The 20,452-nt window shown below is 54.8% G+C and carries 18 protein-coding genes; 14 read left to right on the top strand and 4 right to left on the bottom strand.

Features of this window, described 5'->3' with window-relative positions; genetic code table 11:
• Positions 1-325: 325 nt before the first annotated feature.
• The 6 genes from NW843_RS00975 to NW843_RS00950 all read left to right on the top strand — a co-directional run bounded on the left by NW843_RS00975 (position 326) and on the right by NW843_RS00950 (position 9,119).
• Positions 326-1,441 (top strand): type III-B CRISPR module-associated Cmr3 family protein, encoded by a 1,116-nt coding sequence (locus tag NW843_RS00975; RefSeq protein ID WP_414521848.1) that lies wholly within the window; start codon positions 326-328, stop codon positions 1,439-1,441.
• Positions 1,438-2,334, top strand: a complete 897-nt coding sequence (locus NW843_RS00970) for an RAMP superfamily CRISPR-associated protein (RefSeq protein ID WP_414521847.1) — start codon at positions 1,438-1,440, stop codon at positions 2,332-2,334. The genes NW843_RS00975 and NW843_RS00970 overlap by 4 nt, the downstream gene beginning before the upstream one ends.
• A 540-nt stretch (positions 2,335-2,874) precedes the next feature.
• Entirely contained in the window at positions 2,875-4,599 is a 1,725-nt protein-coding gene (locus NW843_RS00965) for an RAMP superfamily CRISPR-associated protein (protein WP_414521846.1), read from the top strand.
• Positions 4,600-4,658: 59 nt separating this feature from the next.
• Positions 4,659-5,294 (top strand): Uma2 family endonuclease, encoded by a 636-nt coding sequence (locus NW843_RS00960; protein WP_414521845.1) that lies wholly within the window; start codon positions 4,659-4,661, stop codon positions 5,292-5,294.
• An 85-nt stretch (positions 5,295-5,379) separates the two neighbouring features.
• Positions 5,380-7,083, top strand: a complete 1,704-nt coding sequence (locus NW843_RS00955) for a hypothetical protein (protein ID WP_414521844.1) — start codon at positions 5,380-5,382, stop codon at positions 7,081-7,083.
• Between the two features lie 14 nt (positions 7,084-7,097).
• A complete protein-coding gene (locus NW843_RS00950) occupies positions 7,098-9,119 on the top strand; it encodes an AAA family ATPase (protein WP_414521843.1) in 2,022 nt (673 codons plus the stop codon).
• A 434-nt stretch (positions 9,120-9,553) separates the two neighbouring features.
• On the opposite strand, the gene menB is transcribed toward NW843_RS00950, so the two are convergent.
• Both menB and cobA read right to left on the bottom strand, forming a co-directional pair.
• Positions 9,554-10,378, bottom strand: coding sequence for a 1,4-dihydroxy-2-naphthoyl-CoA synthase (menB, locus tag NW843_RS00945; protein WP_011432215.1), 825 nt, complete (start codon positions 10,376-10,378; stop codon positions 9,554-9,556).
• A 117-nt stretch (positions 10,379-10,495) separates the two neighbouring features.
• Positions 10,496-11,998, bottom strand: coding sequence for a uroporphyrinogen-III C-methyltransferase (gene cobA / locus NW843_RS00940; protein WP_414521842.1), 1,503 nt, complete (start codon positions 11,996-11,998; stop codon positions 10,496-10,498).
• Between the two features lie 175 nt (positions 11,999-12,173).
• Between cobA and NW843_RS00935 the strand changes: the two genes are divergently transcribed.
• Positions 12,174-13,184 (top strand): ABC transporter substrate-binding protein, encoded by a 1,011-nt coding sequence (locus NW843_RS00935; RefSeq protein ID WP_414521841.1) that lies wholly within the window; start codon positions 12,174-12,176, stop codon positions 13,182-13,184.
• Here the strand turns inward: NW843_RS00935 and NW843_RS00930 are convergent.
• Positions 13,181-13,708: a phycobilisome rod-core linker polypeptide gene (locus NW843_RS00930; RefSeq protein WP_414521840.1), complete on the bottom strand. Its 528-nt coding sequence runs from the start codon at positions 13,706-13,708 to the stop codon at positions 13,181-13,183. The two genes, NW843_RS00935 and NW843_RS00930, sit on opposite strands and share 4 nt — an antisense overlap.
• 629 nt (positions 13,709-14,337) lie before the next feature.
• On the opposite strand from NW843_RS00930, the gene NW843_RS00925 reads away from it, so the two are divergent.
• From NW843_RS00925 to NW843_RS00900, 6 genes are all read left to right on the top strand, one after another.
• Positions 14,338-14,823: a 2Fe-2S iron-sulfur cluster-binding protein gene (locus NW843_RS00925; RefSeq protein ID WP_414331883.1), complete on the top strand. Its 486-nt coding sequence runs from the start codon at positions 14,338-14,340 to the stop codon at positions 14,821-14,823.
• Between the two features lie 232 nt (positions 14,824-15,055).
• On the top strand, positions 15,056-15,736 hold the full coding sequence (locus NW843_RS00920; protein WP_414331881.1) for a V4R domain-containing protein: 681 nt from the start codon (positions 15,056-15,058) through the stop codon (positions 15,734-15,736).
• A gap of 59 nt (positions 15,737-15,795) precedes the next feature.
• Positions 15,796-16,077: a hypothetical protein gene (locus tag NW843_RS00915; protein ID WP_011432223.1), complete on the top strand. Its 282-nt coding sequence runs from the start codon at positions 15,796-15,798 to the stop codon at positions 16,075-16,077.
• Between the two features lie 61 nt (positions 16,078-16,138).
• Positions 16,139-16,693, top strand: coding sequence for a hypothetical protein (locus NW843_RS00910; RefSeq protein ID WP_414521839.1), 555 nt, complete (start codon positions 16,139-16,141; stop codon positions 16,691-16,693).
• A gap of 24 nt (positions 16,694-16,717) precedes the next feature.
• Positions 16,718-17,188 (top strand): phycobilisome protein, encoded by a 471-nt coding sequence (locus tag NW843_RS00905; protein WP_414344046.1) that lies wholly within the window; start codon positions 16,718-16,720, stop codon positions 17,186-17,188.
• A 188-nt stretch (positions 17,189-17,376) separates the two neighbouring features.
• On the top strand, positions 17,377-18,066 hold the full coding sequence (locus NW843_RS00900) for a V4R domain-containing protein (protein WP_414424583.1): 690 nt from the start codon (positions 17,377-17,379) through the stop codon (positions 18,064-18,066).
• Positions 18,067-18,103: 37 nt separating this feature from the next.
• Here NW843_RS00900 and NW843_RS00895 read toward each other — a convergent pair whose 3' ends face one another.
• A complete protein-coding gene (locus NW843_RS00895; RefSeq protein ID WP_011432227.1) occupies positions 18,104-18,811 on the bottom strand; it encodes a hypothetical protein in 708 nt (235 codons plus the stop codon).
• A gap of 284 nt (positions 18,812-19,095) precedes the next feature.
• Between NW843_RS00895 and NW843_RS00890 the strand changes: the two genes are divergently transcribed.
• Positions 19,096-20,340, top strand: a complete 1,245-nt coding sequence (locus NW843_RS00890; protein WP_414521838.1) for an HhoA/HhoB/HtrA family serine endopeptidase — start codon at positions 19,096-19,098, stop codon at positions 20,338-20,340.
• The last annotated feature ends 112 nt before the right edge of the window (positions 20,341-20,452 follow it).

Below are 20,452 nucleotides of genomic sequence, written 5' to 3'. Positions count from 1 at the left end.
ATTGAGGCAAAGTAAGAGGATCGAGATGCGGTTACAAGACAAAGCCAAGTTACGAAATATTCACCCCTGGAGAGTTGAAGATTACCATCACATGATCGAAAACGGTGTGCTGACCGATGCCGACCGGGTGGAGTTATTAAAGCCGGGATCTGGGATGACTGGGTTGTTGATGTCAAGGCCAAGGAGAGCGCTCTTTATCACACCTTGCGGAAGGTTTTTATCAAGAAGTGCAAGTGGTTAAAGAGCGTGATTGCCTCTCTCCTTTGGCTTTCTCTGAGGTCACCTTCTGTGTCGAAGATTTATTTCCACAAGGCAGGTAATTCTTATGTCTGAAACTCAACTGTACTGGTACGCCCTAGAGCCTATGGATGTGCTGCTCTTCCGCGAGAGCAAACCTTTTTCTCCCGGCGAGGGATCCTGGGCGAAAGGGTTATTTCCCCCTATGCCCATCACAATCTTTCAGGCCCTGCGCTCTGCCCTACCCTACGCTTCAGACAAGGCTCGAAATCTCAAGTTTCTGGGGCCGTTTCTCCTGGATGAGCGAGATACGCTCTGGCTACCGACTCCCAAAGATCTGTTGGCTACGGGTCAATCGGATCCCCATGCCGATCCAGACACGACCCCAGAAGACAACTTCGAAGAGAAAGTCCGGGGAGACCAATACTCTCGCCTACAGCCGGCTGAGGGGGATCCTTGGAAACCTATCGGCTGGGATGATCAAAAACTCCCGCCCCTGGTGCCCCCCTCTCTCAAAAAAGGGGAGTACATCAAAGGCCGTCCCCACCCCTGGATGCGGGCCTCGGCACTGAGTGCTTATCTCCAAGGATCCCTACCCCAGGCCGGCGACTTTCATGAGGATCCCTGGGATACCCAGGTACTACCTCACATCGACATCAAATCTGATACCCGCCAGGTGAAAGATGAAGCTGGCTACTTCACCGAGGTGGCAACCCGACTGCGGTGGGGATGGCGATTGGCGGCAGCCATCAGTGCTCGGATCCCGACCACCACCGTTCGCCTGGGGGGAGAGGGGCATCGCGCCTTGGTCACGCCTCTGGAAGATTGGGATCCTGGCATCGATTGGGAGCGATTTCGGCAGGGGACGGGTCGGGTGGCTTATCTCCTCACTCCGGGCCTAGCGCAGCCTGAAGCGGATCCCCGTATCTATCAGGCTTACCCTTCCCAGTGGCAGCCTTATCTGGCAGGATGCGCTACGGATCGGGCCTTGCTTTGGGGTGGAATTTCTGCGGTTCGGCGGCAGGGCAGTGAGCGATTGGACTTTGCGCTGCTACCCCAACGGGCCTTCATTCCCGCCGGTACGGTGTATCACTTTAAGGGGGATCCGCCACCGCCAAGGCAGCTTGTGGGTAACCCATGCGCCCAGTTGCAGACTTTTGCATCGTTGAATTACGGCACACTTTTGTGGGGGATTGTGAAATGATTCAACCTGACTTTCGCGTTGGCTATCTTTACAGCCTTGCCCCCATCCATTGCGGTGGAGAAGGCGACCTAGGCAACATCCTGGAAATTGCCCGTGAATCTCACACCAACTTTCCTTACATCCCAGGTTCTTCTTTGCGAGGAAGCCTGCGGAACGAGGTAACACTTCAAGATCCAACAATTGCCGATACTCTCTTTGGACGAGAACTCCAAAAAGATGGCCAAATGGGGGTTCACCAAGTCTGGTTTGGAGATGCCCGTTTATTGTGGGTGCCGATGCGCACCATGTCTCTAAAAGGATCCGATTCCGTTTTCTGTTGGGTAAGTTGTCATTCTCTACTGCGAGATCACGCCTTGCTGTGCCGTCAGCCTCTTCCAGTTCTGCCCAAAGCCCCTGTAGGAACAAAACCTGGCGTTTATGTTGTGGCAGACGCAGAAGTGCATGTTGAGAAACTCCCTGAAGGGCAGACCTTCTCACTGGCCGGGGAATGGCCCGCTGTTTTACAGGGGGATACCCAAGCAACCTGGAAAAATAATCGGATCATTCTTCCCGATAGCGACTTCCAGATCCTCATGGAGCACTCCCTTTGGACACAGATCCGCAACAAGATCCAGGAAGATTCGGAAGGAGCCAACCAGGTAGGCTCAGCAGAGGTGTTCTGGACAGATGTGTGCATTCCTCGTGACACCATTCTCTACTTCGCCTGGGGATATAGCCCCCTGCCCAACCAGGAAAACCTCACCCAAGAGCATGAGATTTTGATCAATGTTCTCCAAGGTTTGTTCCAGGTGGGGGGGCAAGCCAATGTTGGGCGAGGCTGGGTTCAAGGATGGGTCTCCAATGCCTCTGATCCCACCCCACAAGCTAAATCTGAGAACACTGTTAGGAGTTAAGAATGTCGAAGAACAAGCACATGAAGAGCTTTTCTAAGCCTGTTACTCCAAACTCCAAATTGGAAAACAAAGCTGTGCCTTCTCACCAGCGGAGGGAGATCAACAGCTCTTCCGACTCTGCACCATCTGAGCAGCGATCAGCAAGCGTACGCCCAGAGCATACCAGCTTACTGGCCTATAAACACATTCAACAGTACATGAGATCCCAAGGGAAAGAGTTTCTTTCTCAGGAGGATCTTAATGCGGTACTCCGACTTTCTCAACACCTGAGAGTTTTCGGCCTGCTCTCGGCCATAGGATACGTTAACCAGTCCAATGCTCAAGAAGGTAAGGTGAGACAGAGAACAGTTCCTGTCTGGACTTCTTTATTGGGGCAACTGGTTACCGAAGATAATTCTCTAGAGCCCAAAGCATTAATGCAGAGGATCCAAGCTCTGGCAAGCGACCAACCTGTAGAATACCTCGCCCTTTGGAGACGATCTTTAATCTTGGCGAATCACTGGAACTTTTGGGCCAGAGCTTATCTTTCAGGAGACACGAATGGAGAAAACACTGATGTACACGGGGCCGCGTCTAATTGAGCTATTGACTCAGCAACATCAAAAGCGATCCTCAAACCTTTTCCGTCAGGGAACTTTTACTTTGCGTTGGCGAGCAAAAGTGGGATCCTATCCTCATCCCGATGTGGAAACGCTTGTTTCAGCAGGGGAACCCTGTGGGCCGTGGCAGCCCAAAAGAGGTCGGCCAGAGGATAAGCGCAATGTTGGTGAAAACTGGAAACTTATGCCTGACTTGCCTCTCAACGGGTACATTCCAGGTTCTTCAATCCGAGGAATTGTGCGGGCCTGGGCAAAACAACAACCGGAGCGGATCCCCAAGATGGAAGCTCTCCTTGGATTCCAGAAAGAGACTGTTATCTCGGCAGGAAAAATTCAATTTCTCGACGCTTGGCCTCTAGAGCCCACCCGTTTAAGCCTCGATATTGTCAACCCTCAGCAAAACTTTCAGGTGTTCCACCAGGGTCAAGGCACTCCTTTATCGCTCTACACACTGGGCAATGGTCGGGGACCCATTGATTTTCTCGTAGCTATCCAGGGCGTTCCCGGCGCAACTGAAGAAGAAGTCGATGAGGTCTGGTCATGGGTTCAACAAGCCTTAAAAGTCTTGGGGATAGGTAGCCGCACGGCCTCTGGATATGGTCGGATTTCGATCCCTAACCACAAGGGATCCAGACAGTTAAGTGAAGGCATATCAAGTATACTCTTTAGATTCCATCTCTCCAGCCAGGGTAATGCGGGCCCTGACATGAAGACTATAGAGCTGCGACCTTCTCACTGGCGGGGCTGGCTCCGCTCTTGGGCACTGCGATTCTTTCTGGGAGTTATGAGCCAAAAGAATGCAGAGAAGACAGCAAGCGAGCTTTTTGGAACCCTAGAACCTAAGTCTCAAAAAGGGTGCATAAGGCTGGAAATGATCCAGGGAGATATCTGGGGAGATGAGTCGAAAAACTCCCCAACTTTCTACTCATGGGAGGGAGAAATCAGAATTGAAGCGCCTAAAGAGATTCTGACGGGGATCCTCTTGCCGATTATCCGAGTTGCGGTCATGACTGGCGGAGTAGGTCGTGGATGGAGGAGACCGCTGCACATTTTCATGATGCAAAGAACAGAAAAAGCTCCCATTCCTGCAGCCCGTCCTGCAGCCCGAGGCAGTCACCTGACGCTTGATATCAAAATTAAGGGTGAGTACAGGGTGTTTGGAATACCTCTTGAACCAGAAAAATGGAGGCAAGTATACGAAGAGTGGTATCAAAAAGTTGGACAAATCTGGCCGGAACGTTTGCTCAGTGGATCCCAGAATCCCAACTGTGAGGCATTTTCACCCAGCAGTTGTGCCGTATTCGCCGTCCCTGGCCCTGAACAGGATCCGGTTAATGCTTCAGATTTAAGTTGGGTTGATCCCAATGATGCAGAAAGTACGCGAGGAGATGGTATGGGGCTGGTTTATCAACAAGATCAACGCAGAAACTACAAGCGAAACCCCGATCTTGGCGGAGATGCTGCGCGAGGCAGTGCCCATTGCTCTTGGGTGACGATTAGGAGACACAAGATTAAGCACAAACAAGCTGGTACTCAATGCCAGGAAGTGGTCTGCTTATTCATGGGAGGTGTCCAAGCTGGCTGCCAGCATGTCCGTTCCCAGTTTCTCGATGACTTATCTCGAATACAAGGCAGTCTCCATCTCTTTGGTCTGAAGCCTGAATAGCCTTGAAAAGATGATCTTTTTGCTCCTTCTAGACTGATCTCGAGGAGATGAAGTCTGATATGCTCATCATTCCCACTCGCTCACATCTTCCCGAACAACGGGTCATTTTCCATCACCTTACCTGGGATCGCTACCAGCAGATCCTTCAGGCACTAGGAGAGCACCGTTCTTCTCGCTTGATCTACGACCGGGGTACTCTGGAAATCACCATGCCACTCGAAGATCACGAGTTTTTGGTCAGGATGATTGATCTCTTCGTACGCATCCTGGCTACTGCATACTTAGGACAGATTAAAACTATGGGCTCTACAACTCTTAATTATCCCCATATAGAGCGAGGAGCAGAACCTGACAATGCCTACTACTTACAGAATCAACCTAAAGTCAAGGGACGCACTGTAGATTTTAGCCAAGATCCGCCTCCAGATCTGGTGGTGGAAGTTGACATAACCCACAGTACTATCAACAAGTTAGCCCTCTATGCTGCCATAGGGATCCCTGAGTTGTGGCAGTTCAATGGTGAGGAACTGCGAATCTATGAACTTACTGCGCAAGGCTACCAAGAGTTAGAAACCAGTCCTAGTTTTCCAGGGGTTTCCAAAGACAGACTCTACCAATTCTTAGCAGAGGCTCGAGAGAATGAGATTCAGGCTGAACAGAATCTACGCAACTGGATCCAGGAGCAAAAGCTATGATTGCCCATTCTCGCTCCGAAGCTTCTGTCAACTTGCCCTGAAAGACATCTATGAGAAGGTGAACTTTGATCCTAAGTGAGGAACTATGACTACTCTGATTGCTAACATTGGCACCTCTGATCTGACAGTAAAAATTCAAGGCTTTGAGTACTACATTCCTGTGGGCTTTGACCGAGATGAACCAAACGAAGTTGCCGAGGATCTAACAGAAGACGAAAAAGTGATATGGGAAAGAAATAGTCGAGAAGACTTTATTGCCAATGGACTCTGTAAAGAGCTGGGCGTAGAGGTTAGAGGTCAAGGCAGGAATGCCTACAGCTTCCGCGAACTAACAGAGAAACTTCTTGCTGCCTATCAACGGGAGCCCGATTTTTGGCAGGAGCGCATTCGACCTGGAAGAATCTGGGGGGTAATCCATACCGCCATTGAGGAGTTTTCAGTTAAAAAAATCAACATTTTTGTTACCAATCAAAATCCCCCTCAGCATCAGGATACTTGCTTCTTGTTCGAGATCATTAAAAGGTGGATTGAGAGACATTTACAGCGGGAGGATATTCTCTTTCTAAAGCGAGTGATCCCTCAGAACGTCAAACCTAACCAACAGGATCTTGTCCTCAACGAGTATTATCGCTTCTTTGTTGACGAGATTGATTCAAACGAGGTGGTTCTTGTCAGTACTAAAGGTGGAACCCCTCAAATGCAGACAGCCCTTCGTCTGCAATCAATCACTGCTGACATCCCCAAGCTGCTGTTTCTGGATCCGATTCTTTCAAAACGAAAGGTGCTTCTAGGAGAACCCTCAGCCTGCGTCCGAACTTCGTACTGGCAATATCAACGGACACAGAAGTATCGCGTTGTCATGCAACTGCTAGAACGTTTTGACTTTGCGGGAGCTTGTCAAGTTCTCAAGAGCTGGCAATCCATTCTGTCTTTTCAAATTGAGCAGGGCGTAGTAAGCAAATCCCAGCTACATTCCAGCAGGAAACTGGTTGATGATGCAATCAGAGGGTTACAAGTGGCAGACTCACTCATGAACTTAGATATCGAGGCTGCCAGAGCTTCCAAGAAAGAGATGAATCTGGATATAAGTTTGGATCTAGACACTCGAATCAATCAGGCCATTGGAAACCACAGTATTTTGCTTAACTTATATTCCCAATGCAAGATATACAAACAGAATCAGCAGATCTCCCATTTTCTTTCAAGAATGTCTTCACTTTGTGAGGAAATTCTCGATGAAGTTATCGAAAAGCTTGGCGGTCGTCAGTACCTGAAGTCAGCTACTGTGGGATCCCGAGTTGAGATTCGTGAAATTAAGCGACTGCTGCCTCAAGATCAGCTTGGCTTGCTGGACTCTTTAGATTATTTCAAAGATGGAGAATATGCAAAGATTCTCTATCGTGCGAGTAAGCTTAGTTTTTTGGCCATCCTTCTTGCCATCCGCAAGAATGTAGGAAAGAATGGAGCCTGTGAGGATAAATCCTTGTCAGATCTAAAAGAAAAAATTGATAGCCTAGAATTTTGGATCCGCAAGCGCAATGAGATGATCCATGACAGTCAGGGATTCTCTAGCAACCGCATCTCTGAATTAAATAAAGAGGCGAAACAGAAAGGAGCCTGTCCTTACGAAAATATCTTGAAAGTTTTGGCTGATATTCTTATATCTCCTCTTTTGAAGCTGCCCAATATCGATAAGCAGCGCCTTATTACAGATGATGATCTCTACCTCTATACCGGCCTAAAGACCTGGGCGAGGGAGAGACTTCTTCGAGACTTGCGTTCTTCCTGAAGGAGAACAAACTGATGACTGTAAGCTCTTCCTACTACAACCACATTCTTATCGGGATTCCCGCTAGCGGCAAGTCAACACTGGCAAAAGTCTTAGCCGCAACTTGGCAAGGTTCTCAAGTTGTTAGCACTGATGATATTCGTCAAGAGTTGTACGGGGATCCCTCAATCCAAGGCAACTGGCTGGAAATTGAGAGCCTAGCCCTTGCCCAGATTCGTAAGGCTCATCAGCAGGGCCAAGTTATTGTCTACGATGCTACCAATGCCTACCGCCCCTGGCGGCTGGATCTGCTGCAAAAGTTGCCCGGCGCAAATTGGATTGGGTGGCATCTGACCACTCCTCTGGAAGTCTGCAAGCAAAGAAATCAGCAGCGGGATCGTCAGGTACCCATCTCTTTCATAGAAGCGATGGCTCAGGCACTAAAGACTTTTCCGCCTATACCCGCAGAGGGATTCCTGGATGTACTGACCTTGGATTTGTCTGGATCCCTGCCTACCCAAGAACAAATCCGCGAGAAGGTCAGTGGCATTCCTCGCACCTTGATCAACCGTCAGAACGCCACTCGAAAGGCGACGCTACATGGCTACTCTCGGCTGCTTGACTTTGAGCGCTTGCTCCATCTTCTCGCCATTTTGATCCATCATCCCGGCAGCACCCTGGAGGAAATCACCCACCGGATTGCCTCTGAAAAAGGATCCGTGTACGCCGATCCTGAACTGCTGTCTAAAGATCTCATCTGGCTGAAACAGAGTGGTTTGCTCTGTCACACCGGCGAGAACAACGCAGGGGAGCAACACCAACTCTTGGTTCAACCCGAAAACCAGCAACCTCTAGCCTTTGCCACCCACGCATATTCTGACTGGGATAGCTTCAGCCGCTTGATCTATACCATCCGCCTGATCTTGACCCAACCCTTCCATTTCGATCCCGAGCTGGGCAGTTTGGAAAGCTTGAACCGCGAGCTCCAGCAACGGGGCTGGGTGAGAGGGCAAAACAGAGATGCCATCCGCAAGGACATCGAAAAGGTCTTGAAGCCCTACCAGATTCTGCCATCCTTCCCGATGAAGCGGGGCTACTTCACTCACTCTGGGATCTTCACTCGCCATGAACTCAAGCAGATCTACCGGCTTTTGCAGGTAAGCACTCGTGCTCTGGAAAACCCCTGGGAGCAGGCGGTCTATGAAATGGTGGAGCAGCGTATGCGCCTCAGCCGCATTGATACTTCTGAGATCTACCCCACTCGTCGGCTGGGCAATCAACCCATTGTGGATCCCACCTTGGCTCCTTCCGGTACCTTGGCGGATCGTCGTGGCCTGCAGGTGGTCGAGGAAGCGATGGAGAGGGGGGAGTTACTGGAGGTGAAGCGTTTGCCGGGAGCCACCTTCCCCGGAGAGGATGTGGAGAGCTTTCGCATTTGGCCCCTGCAACTGGTCTTTCATCAAATTGCCTGGTACCTGGGCTGCGAGTATCACAGCCCGAAGAGGCAGGGACTGATGCGGTTTGAGCGGATGGATCGGCTCTTTCTTAACCGGCGGCATTGTGCAACGCGCTCCCGCCAAGAGCAGTTGGCTGCCCTAGAACGCCTGCACAAGCTCTACGATGTCAGTGCCGGGATCTTTTTGGGCAATGACCCGCATCTGCAGAAACAGATCCTCAGCCGGGATCCCAACGAGCGCCGCCAAGCGGAAGTCACTTTGGAACTTTGGTTTAGCGATCGGATTTTTCCGTTTGTGAGCGAGGGCACCCGACGCTTTAAGCACCAGCGTATGTCCCCCCGCATATCGGGATCCTCGCGGCCCAAGTCCATCTTCAACTTGCCCCCAACTGGAAATAGTCAGTTTCCCCACCGGCTTGAGGTGGTCTTGCCCCGTTGGTCTCTGGAGGACGTCGACCTAAAGCGCTGGATCCTAGGCTTTGGGGGGGAGGTGTTGGTGGTCAGCCCAGAGCCCCTTCGGCAAATGATTCAGGATGCGGGGCAGGCGATCTCAGCTTTGTACAGGGATCCCTTACCTGATCCTGAGCGAAAAAGCTCGTGAAAGAAAGTATTAGCTGATTTCCTCTCCAAGCGCCAGAAACCCTATCCAGCAAAAGTTTTCAGGATTTTGTCTCGAACCCTCCAATACTTTTTGTTGTGAGAGTCCAGCACGGGATCCCCCTTAGACTAGCCACAGATCACCGGAGTGCGGCAATGGCTACTCAACTGGATGTGGAAGACATTCGAGGGATCCGATCGGTTGCTGAGGTGGCTGGTCTCTTTGCATCTCTGGGGTACGCTCTGGTGGGGCAACCGTTGGATATAGCAGCGCTGGAGCTACCCGCTGATTTTGACAGACCTCGGGCTGCATATTTCCTGGCGGAACATCGACAGCGGTATTTCCGTCAGGTGGTGCTGCTGCTTGAGTTTGAGGTAAAGCCCAGCCCTACAGGTCGCTTCCCTTCGGGGAAGTGGAATTTAATGAAAACAAACAAACTATGGCAGCCAGGGAAACTGGCGAAAGTTAGGTGGGCGCTTTTCCAAAAAGGCGCGTTTGCCCTCAGCAGCTTCTTCGGTCATGTAGAACAGCAACGTCGCATCTCCGGCCAGCTCCTGCAGCCCCACCTGCCCATCGCAGTCGGCGTTGAAGGCGGCTTTGAGGCAGCGGATGGCTAAGGGGCTGTGCTGGAGAATTTCTTGCGCCCAGCGGATCCCTTCAGCTTCTAGCTCTTCCACTGGCACCACGGCATTGACCAGACCCATCTCTAGGGCTTGGGCTGCGGTGTATTGGCGGCAGAGGAACCAAATCTCGCGGGCTTTTTTTTGCCCCACCACTCGCGCCAGGTAGGCGGCCCCAAAGCCCCCATCGAAGCTGCCCACCCTAGGGCCGGTTTGCCCAAAGATGGCATTATCGGCGGCAATGGTCAGGTCGCAGATGAGATGCAAAACATGGCCACCCCCAATGGCGTAGCCTGCCACTAGGGCAATCACCACCTTGGGCAAAGAGCGGATGATGCGCTGCAGATCCAGCACATTGAGACGAGGGATCCCGGCCTCATCCAGGTAACCGGCCTCGCCCCGTACGCTTTGATCCCCGCCGGCGCAGAAGGCATACTTCCCATCGGTATGGGGCCCGGCGCCTGTTAAGAGCACTACTCCAATCCTGGGATCCTCTCGCACATCGGCAAACGCATCAATCAGCTCGGCAATGGTCTTGGGGCGGAAGGCGTTGCGCTTGTGGGGACGGTTGATGGTGATCTTGGCAATGCCATCCGTTTTTTCGTAAAGAATGTCTTCGTAGAGCTTGGCCGTCTGCCACATGGTGTCTGGGTGTATCTATTGGGATGCCGGGCCAGGAGAGTTCCGTTTGGCTGATGGGGGCTCACTATGAGGAGCACCTGGGTACTCTGCACCGCTACCGCGAACGGCCTGAAAAGGCTAGGTAGAACGGTTGGTCGCTTGGATGAGGGCTTCCACCAATCCTTCCAAAGTATACTCCTGGGCTGCGATGTCCACTCGACCAAATGCAGCCTTGCAGGTTGCGGCCGTCTTGGGGCCAATGGCGGCAATCTGCACGGGTGGATCCCAGATCTCAGGGCCTAGCCCTGCCTGCTGGATCAAGTGGGCAAAATGCTGTACTGTCTTGGAGCTGGCAAAGGTGAGGATGTCCACCTGGTGGGCTTTAAGAGCTTCCAGGACCTGGGGATCCGCTGCTGCTGGACAGGCGGACTGATAGGCGGCCACCTCCACCACCTCTGCTCCTCGCTGCCGCAACCCCTGTACCAGCTCCTCCCGCCCTCCTGACTCAACGCGGGGAAAGAGGATGCGCTGCCCCTGCACTGGCTGCGGCCAAATGGGTAGCAGGGCTTCGGCCACAAACTCGGAGGGCATCAGATCCGGGCGAATGCCGTACTGGGCCAGCACGGAAGCGGTTTTGGATCCCACCACCGCCACTTGCAGGGAGTGGAGTGCTCGGCTATCTCGCCCCTGCCGCTGCAGCCGCTCAAAGAAAGCCTGCACTCCATTGGCAGAGGTCAGCAGCAGCCAGTCGAATTGTTCCAGGTTGGCAATGGCTGTATCCAAGGGATCCCAACAGGTGGGCGGTTGGATCACCAGGGTGGGCATTTCCAGCACCCGCGCTCCCTGGGCCTGCAGCAACTCACAAAAAGCTGGCGATTGCCCCTCGGAACGGGTGACGAGAACCGTCTTGCCTGCCAGGGGAGCCGGCGGAGGCAAAGGAGGGATCCCCGGCAAAAAGTCCTGCCGCAGCCGCACCACCTCCCCGACCACCAGCAGACCCGGCAACTTCGCCTGACCCGCCTCCTGCTGCAGCTCCGCCAAGGTGCCTACCCACACCTGTTGCTCTGCCTGCCCCGCTCCCCAGATCACAGCCACCGGTCGGTCTGCCGGGATCCCAGACTCCATTAGCCGTGCGCCAATGTGCTGTCGCTGCCGGGATCCCATCAAAATCACCAAAGTATCCAACTGGGCCAGGGCGCTCCAGGGCAAGGCCTCTAGATCGTGGGCAGTCAGCACGGCAAAAACGCGGCTTAAGTGCTTATCGGTCAGGGGGATCCCTGCCCAGAGGGGGCCAGCCAGGGCCGACGACAACCCCGGCCAAATCTCAAAGGGACAGCCCGCCTCCCTAAGGGCTTGGATCTCCTCGCGAGCGCGGCCAAAGATCAAGGGATCCCCTGACTTGAGGTGAACCACCTGTTTGCCTTCTCGGCAGCGCTGGATGAGCCAATGGATGCCCTCCTGGAGGCTTCCTGGCCCAGAGCGTCGCCACACCTGCGCCTGCGGCGGCAACTCTGCCAACAAGCGCTCATCCACCAGCTCGTCGATCCAGATAGCCTCAGCCTGCCGTAGGATCTCCAGTGCTCCCTGCATCAGGCCCGCCCGCCCGCCCAGCCCTGCCCCCACTAGATACACCTTGCCCATGCCCTACCCCTTGGAATGTCGATCTTGCCCCTTGTAAGAAGGGGATCCCGCTTGCTTTGCAAATATAAATCGAAGACGCCTCCCAACAGCTCCTCTTCCAAGGGGTGGCCAGCCTGAGGAAAAACTGGTCTACTTGCGAGATACTGAAAGCGTGGCCGCCTGAGGATCCCTGCCTATGTCCGGTGTAACTCCAGAGCCTTGGCCGCGGCGGCGTTTTTTGGCCAGTGGAGCTGCTCTGCTAGCAGTAGGAGCGGGCTCCCGCCCCTCTTCGGCCAGATCCCGGCCCTTGCGACTGGTCACCAACTGGTACGCCCAGGCCGAACACGGCGGCTTTTACCAAGCCCTGGCCACCGGCATCTACGCCGACTACGGTCTGCAGGTGGAAATCCGCATGGGGGGAACGGCGGTTAACGTGCTGCAACTGCTAGCCGGGGGAGCGGCAGATTTTGTGCTCGGCGGCAGCCCCGACGCTCTGGCGGCTCTGCAAGCTGGGATCCCTGTTCTCACCGTGGCCGCCTTTTTCCAGAAGGATCCCCAGTGTCTCTTGGCCCATCCAGGGGTGGGCATCGAGCGCCTGGAAGACCTGCGGGGCAAGCCCATCTGGGTGTCACCGGGGGCCAACCTCACCTACTGGCCTTTTTTGCGGGCCAAATTTGGCTTTACCGACGAGCAGAAGCGCCCCTACAACCTCAGCCTCACGCCCTTCTTGCTGGACAAGTCTTCTGCCCAGCAGGGCTATGTGACCTCCGAGCCCTTCCGCGTGCGCCAGGAGGGGGACTTTGATCCCGTCGTTTTTCTGCTGGCCGACTACGGCTATTCCCCCTACGCCACCACCCTGGAGACCACCCGCCCCTTTGCCGAACAGCACCCGGAGCAGGTGCGAAAATTTGTAGCTGCCTCCATCCAGGGCTGGCAGAGCTACCTAGAGGATCCCCGCCCCGGCAATCGCCTCATCCGCCAAGACAACCCCAACATGAGCGAGGCCCTCCTGGCCTACGCCCACCAAGCCCTAAAAGACTACGGCCTTCTCACCAGTGGAGATGCCGCCACGCTGGGGATCGGCGCCATGACCCACCAGCGCTGGCAAACCTACTTTCAGGAGATGGTGGCCCTGGGGATCGGCGCAGCGGGTCTGGAGGTTCGCCAAGCCTATACCCTCGACTTCCTCCCCGGCCCCACTGCCTAAGGGATCCCCACTTCCATCGCCGCCAAACTGTGCAAAAGCGGGGATCCCTGTATCCCCAGCCCGTGGCGCCGGTTCATCCGATCCGTCAATAAGTAGGCCAAGGGGGGGTGGCCGCTTAGCCGTTGGCGGGGGTGGGGCAGATGGTCGTTGCCGAAATGGTGGCGGTATTCCTCAGAGTCGATAAAGGCATTGACCATGGCCTGAAAGCCCTGGTGCACCAAAATGTCGTGGTAGGCGGCCACCTCCTCCTTGCTGGCCGGGGCCCGTCCCAAAAAGTGCTTGAAGCCCTGCTCTACACAGCGGGTGTTGCAGCCGGCACTGAAAAAGAGTTGCCGGTAGAGCCGGGATCCCCCAATCTGGCGAACCAAGCGCTTAATCCCGATCCGCCCCCGCAAGAAGTCCTGCTCGATTTTCTCCAGCTCTCCTGTTTTCTCGTGCTGGTAGGGCTGGCGTTCCAAAAGCTGTTGGTAGGCAGCCCGCAACAGGTTTTGCAACGTTTGCGGATCCCGCCGGCGTGGTTCCATGGCAATAGCTCCCAATCGACAGAACTGACAAAAACAGACAAAACGAGGGGCTACTTTAAAGAAATGGCCAAGAGAGTAGCGAATGGCTCAATACGCTTTTACGGCAAACTTCAGCACATCCTTCTGTAACAAAATTGCCAATAAAAGACCGTGAAGGTTCTACTTAAGATTTACCTTGCCGACAGAACGACCGGGGGAGATCTGCGATAAATATTTACGAAAGGATTGTCATTTTCTCCAATTTACGTGATTTCACTTTGTAACTTTCTAGCCGATAAAAAAAATTTCGTGTTTATTCGTAGTTAAGTATTATGACACTTCCATAAGTATTATGACACTTCCATCCAGAATAACCTGCTCCAGATCCAGAATATAAGTTAAGTAAAGAATGTAGCCTCTCCCAGGGTCACAGGTGCAGGGCTCATCATTTGAAGTGCTCTGGGAAGTGCTCTGGGGGAAGTGCTCTGGTGAAGTGCTCTGGTTTGATTGACTGGGGACTCAGGTGTTGCTGTAGACCTGCAAGGGGGCTGCAGGGGAAGGGAGTTAATTGTTGTGATTTGTTTGCGTTGCTTATGCAGTAGATCTTGCCCGCCGGGGTTTTTTGTCTGCCCTTAATGTGGATCCCGTCTATGGTTAAACAAATCCGGCTAGAGCCTTTATCTCGTGTCTCGGAGGTCGATACCTACAGCAATCTGCTGTCGGCCATTTTGTCGGAGGAGCTGCAGGTTTCGCGGGAATGTAACGGTCGCGGCCTCTGCGCCACCTGTCATGTTTACGTCAAAGAGGGAATGGAAAGCCTCACTCCCATCACCCCCCGCGAGGCCAAGACTCTGGAGACCATTACCAGCGCCCGCAGCAATTCCCGGCTGGCCTGTCAGGCGCGGGTGGTTTCCGATGGCGTGGTGGTGGAGCTGCCGCCGGGGATGTACGTGAACTCGCTGAGGGATATCGAAGTGCTCATCGGTCGGCGGGCCGAACAAGACCTGCTGCACCCACGGACGGGGAAGGTTTTGGTGGAGCAGGGCAAGATCATCACTCGCTCTACTGTTAAGCAGCTAGAAAATGAGGACTTCCGCATCATTGGCAATACGCTGGCCCAAACTCGGGAAGTTTGATGGATTGTCGATATTCCGGGATCCCTTGAGCTCGGCAGGTGTTGTTTTATAAACAATCAAACAAGAGTTGAACAATGTTGGATCCCTCAGATAGCTGACCAAGTTTATCGAATGCTTAGCCATTCATTTTGTTGACTCATTGGCATTGTCTGGCCCAGTTGATCCCTACAAATCCCACCAAATCCTGTTGCTTTGCAATCTAGAATTATCCATTTTTTATCAGGAGAGCGCCATGGCCACCACATCTCGACCGGATCCCCGTCCTGCAGTCACCCTGCCTGTGGGCCGCGACAAGCATGCCCACTACAGTTACCGCGATTTCTTCCGCTTCAACCGAGATCAGGGCACGATTATCGATTGGAACAACACCCAAAATCTGCTGTTGAGCGAAGACTTTATTGTGGGCCTGCAAACAGGCCTGGAACGGGAAGTGGGAGATGCTTCGGCGGCGGTGATGTACACCATTGGCAGAGATTGGGGCATCCGCGATGCCAAGCACTTCTCCGAGTGGTACGAGCGGGAGTATGGGATTGGCGTAAAACAGTCCAACCTTTTGTTTTTGCTGGAGACTTGGTGGTGGCCTTTTACGGCTCAGGGCTGGGGCAAGTGGGAGGTGGAAACCGAATCCAAACAAAAAGGCTTCCTGTTTATCAACTTGTTTGACTCGATGGTGGCTCGCACCCTTGGGGATGTGGGCAAGCCGGTTTGTCATCTCTATGCCGGGCTATTTGCCGGGTTTTTCACCGCTATGACTTCCCGCGAGCTGGCCTGCATCGAGATCCAGTGCTACGCCATGGGGGAAACCTACTGCAAGTTCCTGTTGGGCGGGCAAGAACGCATTGATGCCGCCAATTTTTGGATCACCGAAGGGGCCAGCGCCCGCGAGATCGAGCAGCGTTTGCACCAGTTGTGAGGCTTGCTTGTGGCTTTTGAAGGCTCTCTGGGATCCCTCGACACTTTGGAGAAACGCCCATGGTCACCTTCAACTTAGACACCGATCTGGACTTAACCCAGCCGCTGGCGGTCTTTTTGCAGGGGTTGAACTGGGATAACCGACCCCCGGCCAAGGCTTCCTCCGCTCAAGAACTGCCGCCGCAGTCCCCCGTGCTCTTTGCCCAGTCGGTGGGACAGTTTTTTGCCGGCTTCAATTGGTCGGGCATCTGCCCACGCTCAGAGCCGCTGCCGGAATTTCCGGCAGAGGATCCCTTTACTCTTGAGGATTTTGCCGCTTTGTTTGGCGGAGCTTTGCTCTAGCTCTGGTTTGTTCAGGGATCTCGGTTTTGTTTTGCCCTCTGTTTTTAAGGAGACTTCACCCATGGATGACCTTCACTCTTGGCCGGAGCGCATTGCCGATCGAGAAGGGGGTTACCTAACACCCGACGATCTGCAAGACCTGATTCGTTACTCGCTCTCTTTTGAAGAACGGCTGGAGCTCTACCAAGTCTTACAACAGCAAGAGCTGACCTGGATCCAAAAGGTTTTGCAACAGCAGGGGCACAGCGGTGGAACAGAGTCCCCTCTGACACCATCTCAGCGCCTCTTGGCTCGTCAATTGGCCTTTTGCTTGCGCTCCCTGGGCCTGAGCCTGTTGATAGGGGATCCCTTGCCCCTGCGGCAATGGACTTGTGGGGTGATGGAACGGCACTTGGGGTTGCCGACAGCGCTCCAGCAGTTGCAGGCGGTGGTTCAGGGATCCCTGCCGGCGGATCAGCAGGGTTTGCTTGCCCCCTACTGGCAAGAGCTACAAGCTGTCTGCGCCACTTCTCAGGCCCAGTTCCCTTCCCCCTCTTCTTCTAGGTCTGAGGCCGAGGTTGACCTGCCCACAGTTCCGCCGGAGCGGGCTCTCACCTTGGCGGAAATGTTTGTGTGAAGCCCACTGAAGGAGGCTCTATCTATGAATTCAAGGGTTGCCGAGCTGATGCAACAAAGCGAAGGCCGCTATCTGCGCCCGGACGAGTTGAAAACTCTACACGCCTACGTGGAAGGGATCCCGAAGCGGGTCCGCCTTTACCAGGTTCTGCAGGCCAAAGAACAAGAGCTGCTGGATCGGGTGATGGAGAAGTTTCAGCCGATGATGCCGAATTTAATCCGCCAGCATGGTCACCTGGCCTGGGAGCGCTGCCGCCGGGATCTGAGCATGGTGTGGCGCTACTGCTGCATGGCCATGCTGCTCAACGACGAAGACTACCTGAGGGATAAATTGCTCTACTGGCTGGAGACGATCCTGAAATCGTTCAAGATGCGCGACCAATGCCAGCCTGCCTACAAGTTAATGCTCGACTCCCTGACCTACATCTTTGGGGCAGAAGAGAGCGAGATGATCCGTCCTTATCTGCTTTTGGCCAAATCCATGCTGGTTAACTAGGTCCATTCGCCCTCAATCTATTCACCAAAGTTCCCTGCGCCCTCCGATAGCGACCTCCTTCTCCCGATTTACTGTATACAGCTTATACAGCTCACTCCTTAATCATTCATTCCCTCACGCCAAAAATTCCAGCCGCTCCCCAATCTATCCATCCCCGCCCTCTTGTCCACCTGACTGCGAGAATAGCCATGATCTCCCTGCAAGAGATTCTGCAAGACCAGATCTTGCCTGGGCACTGCTTTAGCCCTGCCTACTACATCCGCCCTGACATCCACACCGGACTGCTGTACAGCCGCGGAGGATACCGCTTGGCGGCCTTTCCCATGCCCCTGCTGGAAGCTCTCTACTCCGGCCTGCGCTATGAAACTGGCCAAGCCACCCGCGTCATTCTCTACAACTGTGGCCGCGATTGGGGAGAGGCATTTTTCCGCCGTGTTGAAGACGAGCTTTCCGGCTACTACCAGCAGCCGCTGCAGGAATTGCCGATGGGGATCTTCCTGGATGCCCTCAGCGATCTCTGGGCTACCCACGGCTGGGGACGCCTGGAGCTGGACTTTTCCGCCGCCGACCACGGCTTGGTTCAAGCCGGGATCCGCCATTCCGGGTTTGCCCTGGCCGCTCGCGCCAGCTTCAACCTGGAGGAAGCTTCTACACGGCAAGAGCCTGCCGGATACCTAGAGGCGGGAATGCTGGCCAGCCTCTTCTCATTGCTTTCGGGGCGGGATCTCATCTGCGTGCAGACCACCTGCGAATCCCTAGGGGCCGATCTCAACCGCTTCCTCATCGGCACGGCTCAGCGGCTGCACCACTGCGAGGAATGGGTGCGCAAGGGCCTCTCCCACGACGAGATTTTGGATCGGCTCACGGCCAGTCCCTAGAAAGGGATCCCTGGCCAGAGCTGTTTTCAGAAGCTCGCTAGGGCAGGTAGGGCTGAAAATCTTGGGTGACCGTCAGAGTCAAGTTGGCATTGGCGTCGATCACCGCCACTTCCGGTGCCGTCACATTGCCGATGACAGCCCCTGCCGCCGCTCCGCCCAGCACTTTCTCCGTCGAGATCACGCGGTCGCCGAAGAGGCCCCCCAAAATCGCTCCTGCGGCTGCCCCGATCAAGGCATCCTGCACAATCGCTTCCCCGGAAGTGTGGCGGGGATCCTTGCGCAGCGGGATAACCTGGCTCTGAGCGTAGAGGGGGTAGGATTGGCCGTTGAAAATCAAAGCCCGCGAAACAAACTGGGTGCCGCCGCTCACCGGCTGAAATTGGCCTTCCAAAACAGCCCCCGCCGGGACGACCATGTTGCCGTAGATGTCCCGCAGAGGGGTATCCAAGCTAAGGCTGACGGCGCGGGTTTCCCCAGGGGCAATCAAGAGGGTTTCTGGGGAGCGATGCACCGCTTGGATTAGATCCCCAGAGCGCAATAGCAACGTGGTTTGCAGTTGAAAGGGCTGGCCAGGTTGCAGGGGTTGAGGGCCAGGGGGAAGGGGGCGAGGATTCACAGGACGCCATCCCTCACCGGCAGGCGGTGGTGGCAAGGGCCCCATTTGGGCCAAAACTGGGGCGGCCATCTGCGCTGAGAGCAATCCGCCAAGCAGAGGAGCCAACAGGCGGCTGGCTGGGTTGGTCATGGTCTTACCCCCATTCATTATTCCTACGTTAGCTGCAAACCGGACAAAACCGGGAGCCTTTCGGGCCTTACCTATCTTTTACCTATCTTGATCAAAGCCAACTGAATGGAAATGGGCTACCTCAGGTGAGCAGATTCCGCTGCTCTTCGCTCCAGATAGAAGTACGGCAAAGCGCCAGGGTTGCCCACTCTGGGATCCCTGCTGTCCATGTTAGATTAGGCCCTAGGTTTCTCCCCCTGCGTGGGGCCGAAGTCTTGCAGCATCCCAACCCTCTTCTTGTAGCTATGAAGCGCAGAACATCCATGCCGGGCCAGCCCTCTCCCGGGTCAGAAGCTTCCGCCCAACCTGCTCAATCCTCTTTCCAGCCTTTTGCCATCTCCACTTGGAAGTCTCTTCTCTCGTCGGTGCTGCTGGTGCTGCTGGGCATTGGGCTGGGAGCAGCTCTGATGGGGGGCAAGGGGGTATCTGCCCAGACGACGGCAACCCCGCCCCAACTGAACCTGAATTTCATCGCCGATGTGGCGCAAAAGGTGGGGCCGGCGGTGGTTCGCATCGATGCTGAGCGGACGGTGCGCGCCCCTGCCCCTTTTCCGGAGGAGTTTTTCAGCGATCCCTTTTTCCGAGATTTCTTCGGCCAAGCGATCCCTTCCATCCCTCGGCAGCGGCGACAGCAGGGAACCGGCTCTGGGTTCATCATCAGCCCAGACGGCCAGATCATCACCAATGCCCATGTGGTCGAGGGATCCGACAAGGTAACGGTGACGCTCAAGGATACCCGCAGCTTTGATGGGCAGGTAATCGGTTCGGATCCGGTTACGGACATCGCCGTGGTGAAGATCAACGCCCAGAACCTGCCGACCGTGAAGCTGGGGCGCTCGGAAACCCTGGAGCCGGGCCAGTGGGCCATTGCCATCGGCAACCCCCTGGGTTTGGATAACACCGTTACGGCTGGGATCATCAGCGCTTTGGGCCGTTCCAGCGGGGAGATTCGGGTGCCTGACAAGCGGGTATCTTTTATCCAAACGGATGCGGCCATTAACCCCGGCAACTCCGGCGGCCCGCTGCTCAACGCTCAAGGGGAGGTGATAGGGGTGAACACCGCCATCATCCAGGGAGCGCAAGGGTTGGGCTTCGCCATCCCCATTGAGACGGCCCAGCGGGTGGCCAATCAGTTGATCACTCGCGGCAAGGTGGATCACCCCTACCTGGGCATCCGCATGCTCACGCTGACTCCAGAGCTGAAGGAGCGCCTCAACCAGGATCCCAATAGCCGCATTTTGATAACGGTGGATCAGGGTGTACTGATTGGCGAAGTCATCCAGGGATCCCCAGCGGAACGGGCAGGGCTGCGGTCTGGGGATGTCATTCTCTCCATCAATGGTCGTGCCGTAACCACAGCCGATCAGGTGCAACAGGAGGTGGAGCGCACTGAGGTGGGCAGCACCCTGGAGCTGGAGATCGAGCGAGCCGGGCGGCGACAGAAGATCCGCGCGGTAACAGGCTCTTTCCCGGCCCCCAGCGGAGGCTGATCGCGCCAGCGGGACGGAGTCCTTACACTTGGGCTATTTCAAACCAACTTGCAGTGACCGTACTGGCGATCTGATACATTCACGCTGAACTCTCCTGAACATGGTTCAGGAA

Origin of the sequence: Synechococcus sp. R5-12, assembly GCF_047502655.1 — a bacterium.
GTDB lineage: Bacteria > Cyanobacteriota > Cyanobacteriia > Thermostichales > Thermostichaceae > Thermostichus.
Note: the sequence above shows the minus strand (reverse complement) of the source record. Positions and strands in the feature narration are given on the sequence as shown.

What these genes read in the sequence shown, in the direction of transcription:
- NW843_RS00950 (WP_414521843.1), top strand. Translation starts at nt 7,098, where the DNA reads ATGACTGTAAGCTCTTCCTACTACAACCACATTCTTATCGGGATTCCC.
- NW843_RS00895 (WP_011432227.1), bottom strand. Translation starts at nt 18,811, where the DNA reads ATGACCAACCCAGCCAGCCGCCTGTTGGCTCCTCTGCTTGGCGGATTG.
- NW843_RS00900 (WP_414424583.1), top strand. Translation starts at nt 17,377, where the DNA reads ATGATCTCCCTGCAAGAGATTCTGCAAGACCAGATCTTGCCTGGGCAC.
- cobA (WP_414521842.1), bottom strand. Translation starts at nt 11,998, where the DNA reads ATGGGCAAGGTGTATCTAGTGGGGGCAGGGCTGGGCGGGCGGGCGGGC.
- NW843_RS00905 (WP_414344046.1), top strand. Translation starts at nt 16,718, where the DNA reads ATGAATTCAAGGGTTGCCGAGCTGATGCAACAAAGCGAAGGCCGCTAT.
- NW843_RS00890 (WP_414521838.1), top strand. Translation starts at nt 19,096, where the DNA reads ATGAAGCGCAGAACATCCATGCCGGGCCAGCCCTCTCCCGGGTCAGAA.
- NW843_RS00965 (WP_414521846.1), top strand. Translation starts at nt 2,875, where the DNA reads ATGGAGAAAACACTGATGTACACGGGGCCGCGTCTAATTGAGCTATTG.
- NW843_RS00915 (WP_011432223.1), top strand. Translation starts at nt 15,796, where the DNA reads ATGGTCACCTTCAACTTAGACACCGATCTGGACTTAACCCAGCCGCTG.
- NW843_RS00960 (WP_414521845.1), top strand. Translation starts at nt 4,659, where the DNA reads ATGCTCATCATTCCCACTCGCTCACATCTTCCCGAACAACGGGTCATT.
- NW843_RS00970 (WP_414521847.1), top strand. Translation starts at nt 1,438, where the DNA reads ATGATTCAACCTGACTTTCGCGTTGGCTATCTTTACAGCCTTGCCCCC.
- NW843_RS00925 (WP_414331883.1), top strand. Translation starts at nt 14,338, where the DNA reads ATGGTTAAACAAATCCGGCTAGAGCCTTTATCTCGTGTCTCGGAGGTC.
- NW843_RS00910 (WP_414521839.1), top strand. Translation starts at nt 16,139, where the DNA reads ATGGATGACCTTCACTCTTGGCCGGAGCGCATTGCCGATCGAGAAGGG.
- NW843_RS00930 (WP_414521840.1), bottom strand. Translation starts at nt 13,708, where the DNA reads ATGGAACCACGCCGGCGGGATCCGCAAACGTTGCAAAACCTGTTGCGG.
- menB (WP_011432215.1), bottom strand. Translation starts at nt 10,378, where the DNA reads ATGTGGCAGACGGCCAAGCTCTACGAAGACATTCTTTACGAAAAAACG.
- NW843_RS00975 (WP_414521848.1), top strand. Translation starts at nt 326, where the DNA reads ATGTCTGAAACTCAACTGTACTGGTACGCCCTAGAGCCTATGGATGTG.
- NW843_RS00955 (WP_414521844.1), top strand. Translation starts at nt 5,380, where the DNA reads ATGACTACTCTGATTGCTAACATTGGCACCTCTGATCTGACAGTAAAA.
- NW843_RS00935 (WP_414521841.1), top strand. Translation starts at nt 12,174, where the DNA reads ATGTCCGGTGTAACTCCAGAGCCTTGGCCGCGGCGGCGTTTTTTGGCC.
- NW843_RS00920 (WP_414331881.1), top strand. Translation starts at nt 15,056, where the DNA reads ATGGCCACCACATCTCGACCGGATCCCCGTCCTGCAGTCACCCTGCCT.